Source organism: Helicobacter turcicus, from assembly GCF_019711685.1.
In the GTDB taxonomy this organism is placed as follows: domain Bacteria; phylum Campylobacterota; class Campylobacteria; order Campylobacterales; family Helicobacteraceae; genus Helicobacter_D; species Helicobacter_D turcicus.
In genome coordinates, this window is record NZ_JAIGYQ010000002.1 from 177,783 (window position 1) to 193,236 (window position 15,454).

The 15,454-nt window shown below is 35.3% G+C and carries 15 protein-coding genes; 11 read left to right on the top strand and 4 right to left on the bottom strand.

The window, feature by feature from the left end:
- Window positions 1-26: 26 nt before the first annotated feature.
- Genes aroB through K4G57_RS02515 form a run of 5 tightly spaced genes read left to right on the top strand, consistent with a single transcriptional unit; the run spans window position 27 to window position 6,079 of the window.
- Window positions 27-1,070, top strand: a complete 1,044-nt coding sequence (gene aroB, locus K4G57_RS02495) for a 3-dehydroquinate synthase (RefSeq protein WP_221531647.1) — start codon at window positions 27-29, stop codon at window positions 1,068-1,070.
- Window positions 1,070-2,749 (top strand): mechanosensitive ion channel domain-containing protein, encoded by a 1,680-nt coding sequence (locus tag K4G57_RS02500; protein WP_221531481.1) that lies wholly within the window; start codon window positions 1,070-1,072, stop codon window positions 2,747-2,749. Before aroB ends, K4G57_RS02500 begins: the two co-directional genes overlap by 1 nt.
- 5 nt (window positions 2,750-2,754) lie before the next feature.
- The gene (gene mtaB, locus K4G57_RS02505; RefSeq protein WP_221531480.1) at window positions 2,755-4,029 is read left to right on the top strand and encodes a tRNA (N(6)-L-threonylcarbamoyladenosine(37)-C(2))-methylthiotransferase MtaB; all 1,275 of its coding nucleotides are present in this window, start codon (window positions 2,755-2,757) and stop codon (window positions 4,027-4,029) included.
- Window positions 4,016-5,695: an AAA family ATPase gene (locus K4G57_RS02510; protein WP_221531479.1), complete on the top strand. Its 1,680-nt coding sequence runs from the start codon at window positions 4,016-4,018 to the stop codon at window positions 5,693-5,695. Before mtaB ends, K4G57_RS02510 begins: the two co-directional genes overlap by 14 nt.
- 9 nt (window positions 5,696-5,704) lie before the next feature.
- Entirely contained in the window at window positions 5,705-6,079 is a 375-nt protein-coding gene (locus K4G57_RS02515) for a hypothetical protein (protein WP_221531478.1), read from the top strand.
- Here K4G57_RS02515 and K4G57_RS02520 read toward each other — a convergent pair.
- Together K4G57_RS02520 and K4G57_RS09205 are read right to left on the bottom strand one after the other, a co-directional pair.
- Complete coding sequence (locus K4G57_RS02520; protein WP_221531477.1) at window positions 6,076-6,420, bottom strand: hypothetical protein; 345 nt, start codon at window positions 6,418-6,420, stop codon at window positions 6,076-6,078. The genes K4G57_RS02515 and K4G57_RS02520 overlap by 4 nt on opposite strands.
- Window positions 6,421-6,428: 8 nt before the next feature.
- Complete coding sequence (locus tag K4G57_RS09205; RefSeq protein WP_283249665.1) at window positions 6,429-6,554, bottom strand: hypothetical protein; 126 nt, start codon at window positions 6,552-6,554, stop codon at window positions 6,429-6,431.
- Window positions 6,555-6,870: 316 nt separating this feature from the next.
- Here K4G57_RS09205 and K4G57_RS02525 point away from each other — a divergent pair, with 316 nt between their 5' ends.
- Window positions 6,871-7,794 (top strand): tRNA dihydrouridine synthase, encoded by a 924-nt coding sequence (locus K4G57_RS02525; RefSeq protein ID WP_221531646.1) that lies wholly within the window; start codon window positions 6,871-6,873, stop codon window positions 7,792-7,794.
- A 9-nt stretch (window positions 7,795-7,803) separates the two neighbouring features.
- On the opposite strand, the gene murJ is transcribed toward K4G57_RS02525, so the two are convergent.
- Complete coding sequence (murJ, locus tag K4G57_RS02530; RefSeq protein ID WP_221531476.1) at window positions 7,804-9,240, bottom strand: murein biosynthesis integral membrane protein MurJ; 1,437 nt, start codon at window positions 9,238-9,240, stop codon at window positions 7,804-7,806.
- 103 nt (window positions 9,241-9,343) lie between these two features.
- Between murJ and K4G57_RS02535 the strand changes: the two genes are divergently transcribed.
- Genes K4G57_RS02535 through yedF form a run of 5 tightly spaced genes read left to right on the top strand, consistent with a single transcriptional unit; the run spans window position 9,344 to window position 14,399 of the window.
- The gene (locus K4G57_RS02535; protein WP_221531475.1) at window positions 9,344-11,131 is read left to right on the top strand and encodes a FapA family protein; all 1,788 of its coding nucleotides are present in this window, start codon (window positions 9,344-9,346) and stop codon (window positions 11,129-11,131) included.
- Window positions 11,132-11,141: 10 nt separating this feature from the next.
- A complete protein-coding gene (gene ruvA, locus K4G57_RS02540; RefSeq protein WP_221531474.1) occupies window positions 11,142-11,723 on the top strand; it encodes a Holliday junction branch migration protein RuvA in 582 nt (193 codons plus the stop codon).
- A 15-nt stretch (window positions 11,724-11,738) separates the two neighbouring features.
- Entirely contained in the window at window positions 11,739-13,070 is a 1,332-nt protein-coding gene (rimO, locus tag K4G57_RS02545) for a 30S ribosomal protein S12 methylthiotransferase RimO (RefSeq protein WP_221531473.1), read from the top strand.
- The gene (gene tilS, locus K4G57_RS02550; protein ID WP_221531472.1) at window positions 13,063-14,067 is read left to right on the top strand and encodes a tRNA lysidine(34) synthetase TilS; all 1,005 of its coding nucleotides are present in this window, start codon (window positions 13,063-13,065) and stop codon (window positions 14,065-14,067) included. The genes rimO and tilS overlap by 8 nt, the downstream gene beginning before the upstream one ends.
- Window positions 14,067-14,399: a sulfurtransferase-like selenium metabolism protein YedF gene (gene yedF, locus K4G57_RS02555; RefSeq protein WP_236033151.1), complete on the top strand. Its 333-nt coding sequence runs from the start codon at window positions 14,067-14,069 to the stop codon at window positions 14,397-14,399. Before tilS ends, yedF begins: the two co-directional genes overlap by 1 nt.
- Here yedF and K4G57_RS02560 read toward each other — a convergent pair.
- Complete coding sequence (locus K4G57_RS02560) at window positions 14,389-15,417, bottom strand: glycosyltransferase family 9 protein (RefSeq protein WP_346727924.1); 1,029 nt, start codon at window positions 15,415-15,417, stop codon at window positions 14,389-14,391. The two genes, yedF and K4G57_RS02560, sit on opposite strands and share 11 nt — an antisense overlap.
- Between the last annotated feature and the right edge of the window lie 37 nt (window positions 15,418-15,454).

Below are 15,454 nucleotides of genomic sequence, written 5' to 3' on the forward strand. Positions count from 1 at the left end.
ATTTAGATAATCTCTCAAAAACTTATGTGGATTCTCTTGATATTTCTTTAAAAGGTGAAGAGAGTAGCTATCAAATTTATTTTGGAGATTTACCTAAACTCATATTAGATAAAAAAGTGTTAATTGTTACAAATCCAAAAATTGCTGGGTTGCATTTGCAAACACTTTTAGGGCGAGTTCAAGCAAGAGAGGTGTATTGTCATATCATTCCAGATGGTGAGGTTTATAAGAATTTTAAAAGTGTGGAGAGTATTTTGGAAACAGCATTTAATCACCACTTGGATAGAAAGTCCTTAATGATTGCCTTTGGAGGGGGCGTGATTGGGGATATGGTGGGTTTTGCTGCTGGAATCTTTATGCGAGGGATTGACTTTATTCAGATTCCAACAACACTCTTAGCGCAAGTAGATTCTAGTGTTGGAGGGAAAACAGGAATTAATAATGCTTTTGGTAAGAATCTTGTTGGACTTTTTTACCAACCAAAAGCTGTGTATATTAACTCACAATTTTTACGCACTCTTCCACAAAGAGAACTAAGTGCTGGATTTGCAGAAATTATAAAAATGGCTGTATGTTTTGATAGGGAGTTTTTTAAGGTATTAGAAAATCTTAATATTGGTGATGAGTGCGCGCTTTTAGCAGTGATTCAAAAGGCTGTGAGTATTAAAGCTCAAGTTGTTAGAGAAGATGAAAAAGAACAGGGGATTAGAGCGGCACTAAATTATGGGCATACCTTTGGGCATAGTATAGAACTCCAAAGCGGGTATGGCAAATATTTACACGGAGAAGCAGTTGGAATGGGAATGGTGATGGCAAATACCCTTGCACTTGCGCTTGGTCTAATCAATCAAGTAGAGTTTGATGCCATAAAAGCACTACTAGAAAAATTTGGGATTCCAACAAGTTATGCAATTAAAAATGTAGAATCTTTTTATGAAAGCTTTTTTTTAGATAAAAAAAGCCTTAATTCTCGCATTAAATTTGTTCTACCACAGGGCATTGGTGGAGTGTGTTTTAAAGATGATATTCCAAAAGCACTAGTGCTTGATATTTTAAGTGAGTTTGCTTAATGCGTTTTGTAATTTTTGTTTTTCTTTTTGTATGTAGTGTCGCATTCGGTGCGATTGTTGAGGACATCAAAACAATAAAATCTCTAGAATTAGAAATTACCAATGCTAACCGCTTTTTAGAGGATACTAATAATGCATGGATGAAACGTTACTCAAACTACCAATCTTATCAGCAAGTTTTAGCGAATCTAGCGCATACACAAGAGGCAATCACACAACTAGAAAAAAAGCCAAAAACTCTTGCAGTTGAAGATGAGCTAAGTGTCTTAAAGCGGAATCTAACAGCACTACAACAACAAAAAAAAGTGCTAGATATTTACAAGGATTTGCCCTTTAGGGAGCTAACAGAAGCAAAAAAATTAGAGGAAATGCCAAATGTTACTAATCCACTGTTAATTGTGCGTGCATATTCCTATATTCAAAAAGCCGATGAAGAGTTAAAGAATCTAAATACCAATTATAAGAGTTTGCAGAGTAATCTTAAATGGCTAAACCAAAAAGATTCTGCGCTTAAGGGCTTGTTACAAATCTATCAAGCTGAACCTAACAAAAGTGAATTGCTCAATGTGTGTCGCTCAAATTACTGCCTTTTTGCTAATGCAGAAGAGATTGCAAAGGCTTATGCGGAAAATTTAAATGCATTAACTGTTTTAGAGACCACAAAAGAGGTTTTTAATACGACTTTAGAAATTTTTAGCAAGGAGACACAGGAGAACAAAGTGCGCCTAATGGGGCAGGTCAAGGCGCAGTTTTTTAAGGGGATTTATATTGGTATTACAATTTTGGTTCTTATTGGAATTGCTTTTTTTCTAAAACTTGGAGTGCGTAAGTATATTCATGATAATGAGCGCATTTACACGACAAATAAGATTATCAATTTTTTGAATATTACGCTTATTGTGATTACTTTGCTTTTCTCTTACCTTGATAATGTGGGCTATCTTGTTACTGTGCTAGGGTTTGCATCGGCTGGTTTAGCAATTGCTATGAAAGATTTGTTTATGTCTGTGCTTGGCTGGATTGTTATTGTTGTTGGAGGTTCTGTGCATGCAGGGGATAGGATCAAAGTGATTAAAGATGGGGCAGTGTATGTGGGTGATGTGCTAGATATTTCTGTGCTTAGAATTACGCTTTATGAGGATATTACGTTAACAACTTATGCACAAAATCGTCGTGCTGGGAGAATTATTTTTGTGCCAAATAACTTTATCTTCACCGTAATGTTTTCTAATTATACGCATGGCGGAATGAAAACGGTGTGGGATGGGATTGATTTTACCATTACTTTTGATTCCGATCACGCAAGGGCTTGCCATATCGCAAGAGAATGTGCCAGAAAATATGCAAAAGGCTACACAGAAAGCACACGTAAGCAGTTTGCAAAATTGCGTGATAGATTTACTTTGCGCAATACAAATGTAGAACCACGGGTGTTTAGTCTACTAGAACAAAATGGGATTAGAATCTCTGTATGGTATCTTACAAATGCTTATGCGACTTTAGCTTTGCGTAGTAGTATAAGTGCCGAGATTATTAATGAAATTTTACAAGAGCCAAGTATTCAAATTGCATATCCTAGCACAACAGTGTATGAGGGTAAGCGCAAAAAGGAGCATAAAGAGGCGTTTAAAACGGCACGTGTAGGCGATGGTGTTATTCCTCCTACAAATTTTAGCTAGGGATTGTGACGTTGAAACAAAAAGTGTATTTTAAGACTTTTGGGTGTCGGACAAATCTGTTTGATACGCAAGTTATGATTAATGCGCTAAAAGACTTTATACAAACGCCTTATGAAGAGGATAGTGATATTGTGGTTGTGAATTCCTGCACAGTTACAAATGGTGCAGATAGTGGGGTTAGAAATTATATTAATCGTTTGCAAAATGAAGGGAAAAGAGTATATTTTACGGGCTGTGGAGTGCAAACACAGGGGCAAACACTTTTAGAGAAAGGGCTTGTTAGTGGTGTGTTTGGACACTCGCATAAAGAGAGGATTAATGCGCTTTTAAAACAGGAATCCAAGTTTTATTTAAAAGACAATTTAGAAGCACTAGAACAAGAGATTTTAAGCGATTTTGTAGGTAAAAGTCGCGCATTTATTAAAATCCAAGAAGGTTGCGATTTTGTATGCTCGTATTGTATTATCCCTAGTGTACGCGGTAAGGCTAGAAGCTTTTCGCAAGATAAGATTCTAAAGCAAGTGCAAAATTTAATACAAAAAGGATTTAGCGAGTTTATTATTACAGGGACAAATATGGGGAGTTGGGGTAAGGATTTTGGTTTAAATATTGCTACTCTTGTGGAATCTTTGTGCGCAATCTCCTCTTTAAAGCGTCTAAGAATTGGTAGCTTAGAGCCTTCGCAAATTGATGAAAAATTTTTGGAAGTGCTAGAGAATGAAAAGATTGAGCGGCATTTACATATTGCCTTGCAACACACTTCTTCAAAAATGCTAAAAATAATGAATCGCTATAATACTTTTGAAAAAGATTTAAAGCTATTTAATGCACTACGTAATAAGGGTTTTGCATTAGGTAGTGATTTTATTGTTGGACACCCCGGCGAGAGTGAGGAAATATGGAAGGAAGCATTTGAAAATTTTTCACAACTCCCTTTGACGCATTTGCATAGTTTTATTTATTCTCCAAGGGATAATACACCATCTGCCCTTCTTAAAGATAGAATTAATGGAAATGTTGCAAGAGAAAGAAAAAATCAACTTGAAACAAGAGTGAGGGCGAATAATTTGAAGTTTAGAGAAGCATTGTGCGCTAGAAAAATGCCTTTAAATGTGCTAGTTGAAAATGTAACATTGCAAGATTCTATGTCTATTGCACAAGGCTTTGATGAATATTATAATAAAGTGCAAATCTTCTCTAAACAACCTATTTTAAAAGATAGTTGGATAAAGATAGAAAATTTTAACCCAAGAATGGATAAGAATTATGCAGAAATTTAAAGCTTTGTATATTGGAATCCTAGCGATTATCTTAGCTGTGATTCTATTTAGTGCGATGGTTTTAAAACAAGATACACAGCTAATTAGCGCAACAAAATTGCAAAGTTTAATAAAAGAAAACTTGCCAGAAATTGCTACAATTAAAGGAGAATATTTGTATTTTACGCTAGGGAAACAACATTATAAGGTTGCTAAGGAAAGTGTAGATTTACAAGCTTTTGGGCAAAAAGTTCCTTTAGAAATTAAAGAAGAGTGGAGTTTGTGGCGCAATACAATTGAGGTTATTGTAATTTTTGGTGTGGTGTTTATTATACTTTTGTTTGTTCTTGCCTTTAAGCAGAGTAAAGTTGCACAAAATAAACCAAAGCTAAAAGAGGATTCCGTATCTAACACTTCAAATGTCGCAAAATCCCTAGCAAGTGATGCTTTTGCACTGCATCATATTAAGCCTATAACCTCAAATGTGACTTTTGCGGATGTCGCAGGTATTAATGAAGCAAAAAATGAGCTTGAAGAGATTATTGATTATCTAAAATTTCCTAAAAAATACCAAGAATTTGGTGTGAAATTACCAAAGGGAGTTTTGCTAGTTGGTGCCCCAGGTGTTGGAAAAACACTCATTGCAAAGGCGCTTGCTGGAGAAGCAAATGTGCCATTTTTTTACCAAAGTGGAGCAAGTTTTGTGCAAATTTATGTAGGAATGGGTGCAAAAAGAGTGCATGATTTATTTACAAGGGCAAAACTTAGTGCCCCATCAATTATTTTTATTGATGAGATTGACGCAGTGGGTAAAGCGAGGGGTGGAATGCGCAATGATGAAAGAGAAGCAACGCTCAATCAGCTCTTAACGGAAATGGATGGTTTTGAAGATAGTTTTGGTGTAATTGTTATTGGTGCGACAAATAATATGGAATCTCTTGATGAAGCATTATTGCGCAGTGGGAGATTTGATAGAAGAATTTTTGTGGAATTGCCAAATTTAGAAGAACGTATCAAAATTTTAAAGGTGCATACACGCGATAAACGTTGTGATTTTGACTATGAGGAGGTTTCTAAGCTTTGCGTAGGCTTTAGTGGTGCTGCGCTTGCTTCACTCATTAACGAAGCTGCTTTATGCGCAATTAAGAGAGGTTCAGAAGTTATTACCAAAGAGGATATTTTAAATGTACGTGATAAAGTTATGCTAGGAGTGCGCAAGAAGCTAAGTTTTAGCGATAAAGAGCGCGAGATTTTAGCATATTATCAAGCAGCAAAAGCTTTTAGTGCGTATGCTTTAGAAATACCTTTTGAAAAAGCGACTTTAATGAGTGATGGGCTAAAGTATGCTGATAAAGAGTTTTTAAGTCAAAATGAAATGGAGAGTCAAATTAAAATTCATTTATCTGGAATTGCAGCTTTGGAGTTGCTTTTTGAGGAACGCTACTCACATGCAAAAGTGGATTTGGATAAGGCGAAGGTGATTGCGCGTAAAATGGCAGAATCCTATGGGATGGGCGAGTATCTTTTAGGGCGCGAAGAAGATGTCTTAAAAATTTTAGAGAATTGTAAAAATGAACGTTATGGATTTTTTAAAAATTATCGTTCAATTTTGGATTCCATTAAAAGTGCACTTTTGACAAATGAGAAGTTAGAGTTTGCTGAAGTTGGGAAGATAATTAATGCTTGAAGTATTTGGATGAGCGTAATTTTTGGAAAAAAAACAGAGCTGGAATCTTTTAGTATTCTTCAATTTTTATATGGAGATTTTAGTGTTTTTGGAGTGAAAGAGCATTGTAAAGAGGCAGTGGAATTTACATTAAAAACATTAAGAGAAAATAAACGCGTAGAAGCTTTGGTGCTTGTGCATTTAGATTTGAATAGGGGATCTAAAATCGCAAGGTTAGAACCACAAGAAATATCTACAAAACTTTTAAAAAACCTAAAAATAATTCAAAGTTTTGGCACTAAAATTTACTTTTTTTTTAAAAGGCAAAAAAGGATTCCAATCTCTAGTCTAGAAGCATATAAAGATCTTGCAGAAACCGGAATTGTATTTTTATATAAAGCTTAGTATGCTCTATTTTTATAGCATTCTATTTCAATTTCTCTCGCAATTGGATTTGCTTTGCCATTGTTGAAATCTTGAAAATATAATTTAATTTCCACAAAAGTCCCCGGAGTTAAATCTTTAAAAGTTCCGTATTTGTCTATCCCAAATACACCACAATTATCCATATCAATTTCTGTGTTAGGCAAAACCTTGACCACGACACTATCTCCATAAATGGAATCTACTACAATTGTTTTATCTGCAGAGTTTGTTTGTGCAATTGTGCCTTGAAGTTTGAAACTACTTGCTAGACTTGAAACTGCTAATATAGCAATACATAAGGTTATCTTTATAAGACCCATAAAAATTCCTAGTATGCTGTTTTTTTGCATTCAATTTTGTGTGTATGCAAAATTTTTCTTGCAGAGAGCCCACTTCTACAAATATCCTTTAAATGTCCTTTGTAAATACATTTAAGCCTATAAATACCATTCATTTTTATTCCTTTATCAATTTAGTAGGAGAATTTTAATGGACTATTGTTAGCTTTTTGTTAAGATAAAGAATCTACTCATCACTAAAAGTAATAGTTAGAGTGATTTGTCCGCATTCCTACTCTATGCTTTTTGCTTTAGAAATTCCATTTATTTGCCATAATGCTTCTCCATCAAAATTTTGTTAAAATCAGGGAGAGAGACACCTTTTATACTCTTAAGGTGGTTGCATTTTACCAAGACTTTGTTAATATTTCGCTAATTTTATTCAATAAGTAAAGGTTAATTTTGGAATCGGTCATTAAAAAAAATACATTAATGTTAGCACCCTTGGCAGGATACAGTGATTTACCTTTGCGTGAAGTGGCAAAGAAGTTTGGTGCAGATATTACAGTGAGTGAAATGATTAGTGTGCATGCCTTAGCATTTAAAAATAAAAAAACACTCAAAATGGTAGAAAAATCTCCTCTTGAAACACCTTTTGCCTTACAAATTGCAGGTAATGATTTTGGGATTATTAGGCAAGCAGTAGAGTTTTTAAATACGCAAAAAGATAACATTACTATTTTAGATTTTAACTGCGGTTGTCCAGCTCCAAAAGTTTCAAGTCATGGCAGTGGAAGTTCGCTTTTAAAGGATTTAAATAAACTAGTTGAAATTTTAAAACTCATTAGAGAAGTGAGTGAAATTCCCTATTTAAGTGTAAAAGTGCGTTTAGGATTTGACCAAAAGATTCCTTTAGAAATTGCAAAAGCCTTAAATGACGCACCCGTTGATTATGTTGTGGTGCATGGAAGGACAAGGGCAGATGGATACAAAAAGGAACGTATTGATTATGATTCTATTGCTTTGATGAAGTGCAATCTTAAAGTTCCACTTATTGCAAATGGTGAGATTAATAGTGCCAAAAAAAGTCAAGAAGTGCTAGAGCTAACAGGAGCAGATGGAGTAATGATTGGGAGAGCAGCGGTAGAAAAACCTTGGATTTTTGCACAGATTAAAGAGGGGTTTATAGAAGAGAGTGTGGAGCTAAGGGGACGTGTGACGTTGGAACATTTTGAACGTACCATTGATTTTAGGGGGGATTATGGAGCAATTATGTTTCGTAAAAATTTACATGCTTACTCTAAAGGATTAAAGGGTGCAAGCGAATTTAGAAGTAAGGTTAATGTAATTTCTGAACCTATGTTAATGCGTGAAGCCATTGTAGAATTCTTTAATGGCGCAGAGTTTGAAAGTTAAGAATAAATTTTAAAGGCTAAAAATATATTGTTTAAAGGCTAAAATTATGAGGGATTCCAAAACTAAAATTCCGCAAGTGATTAAAATGAATTTTGGATTCCATAGGATTTGAAAAAACGTTTGCCATCCAAAGTGATGCAGTGTTAAAAAAAATACTATAAAACCACTAATGCTCCCGGCAAGAGCAAGTCCCATAGCACCAAAAAATTGCATAAGAATAAGAGAAAATAGTGTGCCAATAGCCAGAGAGATTGCCGAGATTTTTGCTGCTAATATTTGCTGTCCTTTAGAGTAAAGCCATAAAGAAAAAATCTTCGCAAGTCCAAAGGGTAGCAATCCAATAAGATATGCTCCAAATACACTTGAGCAAATTAGCGTATCTGTGCGCATAAATTTTCCACGTTCAAAGAGCAACCAAATAATTTCATTTCTAAGCAAGATTCCACCTAGTGTGCAGATACTAAGCAAGATTAAAAGCAGCCAAAAAGACTTTGTGAGTGTTTTAATTGCTTCATTTTCTTTAGATTCCTTAATGTATTTTGCAACTAGGGGGAAGAGGGCAGTGGAAGTGGCGATCGCAAAAATGGCTAAAGGTAACTGAAAAAGGCGGTTTGCATAGTAAAGATAGGAGATAGAGCCACTAGCTAAAAAAGAAGCTAAAAGTGTGTCAATAAAAGAAGCAATTTGCGCAGTGGAGCTTCCAAGCATTGCAGGAAAAAACTGCTTAAAAAAGTCCTTCACACTAGTATTAATACTAGATTTTCTGTTTTGTTTATGGAGAGAGTTTGCGGAATCTTTTAATTCTCTAAAGCCGCAAAGAAGAAGCTTCAAAAACCCTAAACGATATATCGGGATAAAATGCAAAGCAATCTGAGCAATTCCTCCTGCAAGAACGGCATAACTAAGGATTAATACCGCATCATACGCATTGCTGTTTTGGACTAACAATAAAGCTATAATCATTGCAAGATTCAAAAGGGCAGGAGAATATGCCCAAGCAGTAAAATTACGCTTGTATTGAAGCATTGCTCCAAGAAATGTAACAATAAAGACTAAAAGCAAATACCAAAAGTTAATGGCAACTAAAGGTGCAGTAAGTGTGATAAGCTCATCAGAGAATCCAAAAGCTAGAAGTTTAGTTATAGGCATACTAAAGAGTGTAACAATAAGAGAAAGAAGGAGTAAAATTACACAAAAGATAAGCCCAATTTTAAGTGCAAAACCGCCACGGAAGCGCGCTTTGAAAAATCCGGGCAGAAAGGATTGATTAAATGCACCCTCACCAAAAACACGGCGAAAGAGATTTGGGAGTTTAAAAGCAACAAAAAACATATCACTATAAATTCCAGCTCCAAGGGTATTTGCTGTTAGGAAATCACGGAAAAAACCTAGAATTCTAGAAGTTAGGATTCCGCTAGAGTTGGTAAAAAAGCCTCTTAAAAACATTGTATATCTCTTTTTTGGGTGAAAATCAAAAAATTTAAATTAAACTTATAGCAACATTTGGCTAAAATTGAACGCTTATTTTTACATAAAAGGTTTTAGAGATATGTTAAAAAAAGGTTCGCGTGTATTTCGACCTTATTATATTAATGAATGTGAAGACATTAAATTTGCTATTAAGCAAGTCGCCTCGCAGTATAATCGCGATGCAGATTCCTTTGATTTTGAGCTTCAAGCAATAACGACTTATAAAAAAAATCTTTATGATTATGAATTAGAACAAATTCAACAAGACGTCGTTGATAAGTTTTTACAAAATCGCGATAATATGCTAGAGCCAAATTTAGTGATTTCCCAACGTTATTGTATTCTGATTAAAGAAAAGGAGCGTAAGGAGACGCAGTTTCATTTAAGCACAGATAAGAGTTTTAGCGAAGCTTTTTTGTATTTTCATTCTGGCTTTACTTTTAAAGAAGGAAATTTTGAGAATCTTTATGCGCGAATTAAAAAAGAAAAAGTATGGAATAAGATTCTATGTTTTGATGAAAAGAGTGAAAAGAAAGCATTATTAGATTTTTTGAATACATTATCATATCCGCTTAAAGAAGAAACGCGCTATCTATTAATACGTGGGGTAAATTTAGTTGTTAGCACAGAAGCAAAGTTAAGTTTTAAAAAAGATATTACTGCACAATTTCAAACCGTCTTAGCAAATGAGGTGATTTGTGAGTTTCAAAAGCCATTACAAGGAAAGCCCGGACGTAATATTAGAGGAGATTATATTATCCCACAAGCACCAAAGCAAGAGAAACAAACAAGCCCTTTGAGATACGATTCTGTAAGTATTACTCTTGTGGATTATCCCACTAAGATAGAGTATAGAAGTGCTATTGGAGGACTTTTAGATTATAATGATGATGTGCTAAGTATAGAAGATACGCTTGAGACACAAGAAGTTTCCTTTAAGACCACAGGCTCTCTAATTGGCGCAATTGATAGTGGAGCAGTTATTAATATTACAGAAGCAGATGCGATGAAAGAAGCCTTAGGGCAAGGAATGGAAATTCAAGCAGGAGAGGTTAATATTGAGGGAAATGTCGGCTCTGATGCGATTGTGCATTCTAAAAAAGTGCATATTGGTGGGCTAACACATCAAAGCTCAAAAATCTATGCAGATAATGTAGCAGTAGCAACACATAAGGGGTATATTAAGGGTGAAAATGTCCAAATTGATATGCTAGAAGCTGGAATTGTTGAAGGAAAACGTGTAGAAATTAGTAAAATGTATGGAGGCAAGATTTATGCTGAAGAGATTGTTATTCACACTCTGCATTCTAATGCCTTTTTATATGCTACAAAAAGTATTCACATTGTCCATATGAAAAAAGGAGAGAATAAATTTTTCTTAGCAGCAGATTATAGCCCAAGTAATAAAGAGCGGTATAATGCACTTTTAGCACAAAAAAACAATTGCATTAAAGAGGCGATCCGCTTAACAAAAGAGTTAAAGGTTGAGAGTTTGGAACTCTCAAAACTAAAAGACACAGCCGATGAAGTGCGTAAAGTGCTAATGCAGTATAAAAATACCAAAACCAAGCCACCAAGCTATTTGTTAGAAAAGTTTGAAGCATACCATGCGCGTGTTGTAGCATTGCGTGAAAAAAGAGAAAAGATTAATCAACTAAGTGGAACGTTTAAAAGTGCGCGTGAGGATATTGCAAGGCTAGATGTGCAAACAAAAGATGCAACTATTAGTGTGGATAGTGGCTGGGTGGGCTATAATGAAGTGCATTATACTTTTTATGCACCAAGTCGAGATTTTTTGTGCATTCCAAAGCCTGGAGAGCCTTCAAAAGTGATTTATAAAGACGATAAAATTGAGTTAGTGTTATAAAGGAAAAATGATGATTATTGCAATGGAAGGGGAGATTTTTAGTAAAGAGCCTACGCATATTGGGCTAAAGTGTGCTGGGGTTGTGTATGGAGTGTTTATTTCTATTCAATCTTCTAACCAAATCAAACAAAATGTGGGTGAGAAACTAACTCTACACATTACGCAAATTATTCGTGAAGATGCGCAAATGCTTTTTGGATTTGTGGAGTTGCTAGAAAAAAGTTTATTTGAGCGTCTTATTAAAATTAATGGAGTGGGTCCAAAAGTGGCTATGGCAATCCTCTCTACTTATACACCCCAAACTTTTGCTAAAGTGGTGGAAAATAATGATATAAAATCCATGCAACGTGTGCCCGGAATTGGTCCAAAAAGTGCAGGTAGAATTTTAGTAGAACTCTCTGGTTGGTCGCTAGAGCTTATGCAAGAGAAGAGCGTGAGCTCATCAGAGGATTCTAATTTGCACCAAGTTATCTTAGCCTTAGAGTCCTTAGGATATAAAAATGATGTGATTGCAAAGGCTACAAAAGGACTAGAAAATGATGAGGTAGGCGCAATGGTAAAGGCTGCATTAAAGCGCCTACAAACATTATAAAATAAGGAATCTTTTTTGAGCAAAAAACTGCATTTAATTTCTTTGGGTTGCACGAAAAATTTAGTGGATAGTGAAGTAATGTTAGGGTGTCTAAGCTCTTATGAAAATACGCAAGATGTGAGTGAAGCTGATGTTGTGATTGTTAATACTTGTGGTTTTATTGAAGCAGCAAAGCAAGAGAGCATTCAAACACTTCTGCATGCATTAGAATCCAAAAAAAATGGGGCAATTTTGGTAGCAAGTGGATGTTTGAGTGAACGTTATGCAAAGGAGTTAAAGCAAGAAATTCCAGAGATTGACATTATCACAGGAGTTGGGGATTATGATAAGATTGATGCGATGATTCAAAGACGCAAAAAAGGTGAGGAGATTTGTCAAAGTCGTAAGGGCGTGTTTTTGGCAGATGAGAATAATAAACGTGTGATTAGTGGCTCAAATATCCATGCTTATATTAAGTTATCAGAAGGTTGCAATCAAAAGTGTAGCTTCTGTGCGATTCCCTCTTTTAAGGGCAAGTTGCATTCACGCACTTTAGAATCCACACTAAAAGAAGTGCAAAATTTAGTTAAAAGAGGTTTTAGGGATTTTAGCTTTATTGCACAAGATTCTAGCTCATATATGCGTGATTTAGGTGTCAAAAATGGGCTTGTGGAACTTATTAAAAGGATTGATGCGCTCGTGGAGAATGGGTTAGAGCTTAGAAGTGCTAGGATTTTATATCTTTATCCCTCTACTACCTCAAAGAAGCTAATTCAAGCAATTTGTGATTCTAAAGTGTTTGTGAATTATTTTGATATGCCTTTACAGCATATAAGTAAAAATGTATTAAAGATAATGGGACGCAGTGGAGAGTTTAGAGATTTGCTAGATAGAATGCGAATGGCTTCTAATAGTTTTGTGCGCACAAGTTTTATTATAGGACATCCTGGAGAGAGCGAACAGGATTTTATTGAACTTTGTGAGTTTATTAAAGAGTTTTCATTTGATAGAATGAATCTTTTTGCTTTTTCTAAAGAAGAGGGGACAAAGAGTGCGACAATGGAGCAGATTCCACAAAAGATTATTAATGCACGTTTAAAGGAGATGGATGCAATTTTTACAAAGCAGTATAAGGCAGATTTAAGAGCACTTGTTGGCAGGGAGATTGTGGCGATTATTGAAGGAAAATCACAGGAATCGGAGTATTTTTATAGTGCGCGTGATGTGCGCTTTGCCCCTAGTATTGATGGGGAGATTTTGATTAATGATACAGAGCTTAATGAAGAATTAAAAGCTGGGTATTATAGAGTTAAGATTACAGAAGTGGTGGGAGAAAATGTGATTGGTTGCGTGATTGGATATGCTTAGACTTGAATTTTTAGAGATTTTAAAGGGGAGGAGGAATCTTTTAGGTTTTTCTGGAGGTGTGGATTCCACAGCATTGTATTTTTTGTTGCAACAACATGGAATTATGTTTGATGTGGCGATTGTAGATTATGGTGTGCGTAAGCAATCTAGCTTAGAAGTTAATCGCGCTAAAGCACTTTGTTTTTGGGATAAGAAACGTTGTTTTATTGGGCATTCAGAACCGATTTTTGCAGATTTTGAACATAGGGCGCGCAAGGCACGTTATGTGTTTTTTGAAGAAATTATTAGCACACAGGGTTACCAAAATCTAATTCTTGCTCATCAATTAAATGACGCTTTTGAGTGGTTTTTAATGCAGTTTTGCAAGGGTTCAAGTTTATTAAAAATGCAAGGATGTTATAAGAGACAAGGGATTTTGGATTATTTGGTGGTCAGACCATTGATTAAAAGCACTCGTATGGAGATTTTGAAGTATTTAGAAAGTGAAAAAATCTTTTATTTTGAGGATTTTAGTAATTTAGATTCCAAATTTTTACGCAATACTTTTAGAAAGAATTTTAGTAACCCCTTGCTTACGCACTTCAAAAATGGAATTGCTTTTAGTTTAGAGAAGCTTGGGAGTGAAATTGTAGATGTGGAGTTATTTAGAATCCCATCCTTAGAGCCTTTTTGTATCTTTAGGGAGGGAGGTGTAGAGCAAATAGATAGGGCGTGTAAGCATTGTGGAATTCTTCTTTCTCGCGCACAAAGAGAAATACTAGAAAAGATGCTTAAGAGTAATAGTTTTTCAGTGGTGCTGCAACATAAAGTGAGTGTGGAGAAGTCAGAAGGTAGAATCTTTGTTGCTCCTTTTAAAGTTCATTTAGTTGCAATTCCAAAAGAATTTAAAGAAAAATATCGTAAGCTTAAGATACCAAAACGTTTTCGGAGCTTCTTAGAGAGTGCAAGGGAGAAGGGTAGGCTTGAAGCGGTGTTATCAATTTTAAAGGAGATATGATGGGAAAAATTTTATTATTAAAAAGTGATGTGATTGGAGAGAGTGGTGAGCTTGGAAGAAAGCTTATGCTGAATTTTCTAGGGACGCTCTTAACAATGGAATCCTTGCCAAAGGCAATATATTTGTTGAATCGTTCTGTATTATTAGCCACTAATGATAGTGAGGGCGTAGAGGCATTAAAACGTTTAGAAGCAAAGGGCGTTGCAATTTATTCTTGTCAGACTTGTTTGGGGTATTTTAATGTTCTTGATGTGTTAAAGGTTGGGAGTGTGGGAAATATGCAGAGCACACTTAATGCGCTGTTTAGCGAAAATTCTGTGATTACGTTTTAGAATCCTTTAGCAAGGGGGATAAAAACTCATGGAGTGCATTGAGAGCTTTTTTTGTATCAAGCTTTAAGAGACAATCGCTTTTTTGAGTGTTATTACAACCTGCATTGCCACAAGGCACACATGGCATTTTTTCTTGGTAAATGCGATGTTTTCCTATTTGGATTCCACCTTTTTGGTTTTTAAAAATGGAATCTTGTAACGTATTATCCCAAGGATGCCAGAGTTGTGCAAAACTTGGTCCAAAAAAGGCAAAAGTTGGGATTCCATTTGCAGCACTTAGGTGCATTATAGAGGTATCTACACCAATGAATGCCTTAGCCTTTGTGTTTAGTAAAGCAACTTCTTCTAAAGAGAGATTACCGGCAAAAATGATAGGATTGCTTTGTGTTAAGATTTGTATGGTTTGAATTTTTTGCATTTCATTAGCATTAGGTGCGGCGGTTAATACGCAAGGGATTTGATAAGTTTGTGCGATAAAATCTACAATTTGCGCACAAAAGGAATCTTCTAGGCATTTAAATAGCCAATCACTAAAAAAATGACAATGCACAAATTCTTTTGGTAGATTTTTAAAAGCTTTGGAATCTTTAGCGACTTTAACGCACACGCATTTGCTAAGAATAGGAATCTGGAGTAAGCGTAGGGCATCAAGATTAGATTCTATGATGTGTTGTGGTTTGTGAGAGATTTTATGTGTGTAGATATGTTTTGTCCAAAAACTATGTGGAGTGATTCCAACACGTACTTTAGCACCTGTAAAAAAAGCTGCAAATGCGGCGCGCTCCCCACCTGTAAGCCCTAATACAATATCATATTTTTGTTCCCTTAGGGTAAAAAGCAAGGCAATATCGGACTTTAATCCAACAAAAATTCCTTTAGGACGTTTTAGTAAATATATAGTTCCTAGTAACGTAGTGTCTAGTAATCCTTCTGTGCCTGCATTTACAAGCATATCAATCTGGCAATTTTCTCCAAAATGTGCTTTGAGATTAGGAAATAAGGGGCTAGTTAGTAGCACATCTCCAATTTTGTTTAATATAATGATTAAGACTTTC

Coding starts and splice junctions, on each gene's coding strand:
- K4G57_RS02500 (WP_221531481.1), top strand. CDS start 1,070: ATGCGTTTTGTAATTTTTGTTTTTCTTTTTGTATGTAGTGTCGCATTC.
- K4G57_RS02510 (WP_221531479.1), top strand. CDS start 4,016: ATGCAGAAATTTAAAGCTTTGTATATTGGAATCCTAGCGATTATCTTA.
- K4G57_RS02515 (WP_221531478.1), top strand. CDS start 5,705: ATGAGCGTAATTTTTGGAAAAAAAACAGAGCTGGAATCTTTTAGTATT.
- K4G57_RS02520 (WP_221531477.1), bottom strand. CDS start 6,420: ATGGGTCTTATAAAGATAACCTTATGTATTGCTATATTAGCAGTTTCA.
- K4G57_RS09205 (WP_283249665.1), bottom strand. CDS start 6,554: ATGAATGGTATTTATAGGCTTAAATGTATTTACAAAGGACATTTAAAG.
- K4G57_RS02525 (WP_221531646.1), top strand. CDS start 6,871: ATGTTAGCACCCTTGGCAGGATACAGTGATTTACCTTTGCGTGAAGTG.
- murJ (WP_221531476.1), bottom strand. CDS start 9,240: ATGTTTTTAAGAGGCTTTTTTACCAACTCTAGCGGAATCCTAACTTCT.
- K4G57_RS02535 (WP_221531475.1), top strand. CDS start 9,344: ATGTTAAAAAAAGGTTCGCGTGTATTTCGACCTTATTATATTAATGAA.
- ruvA (WP_221531474.1), top strand. CDS start 11,142: ATGATTATTGCAATGGAAGGGGAGATTTTTAGTAAAGAGCCTACGCAT.
- tilS (WP_221531472.1), top strand. CDS start 13,063: ATGCTTAGACTTGAATTTTTAGAGATTTTAAAGGGGAGGAGGAATCTT.
- yedF (WP_236033151.1), top strand. CDS start 14,067: ATGGGAAAAATTTTATTATTAAAAAGTGATGTGATTGGAGAGAGTGGT.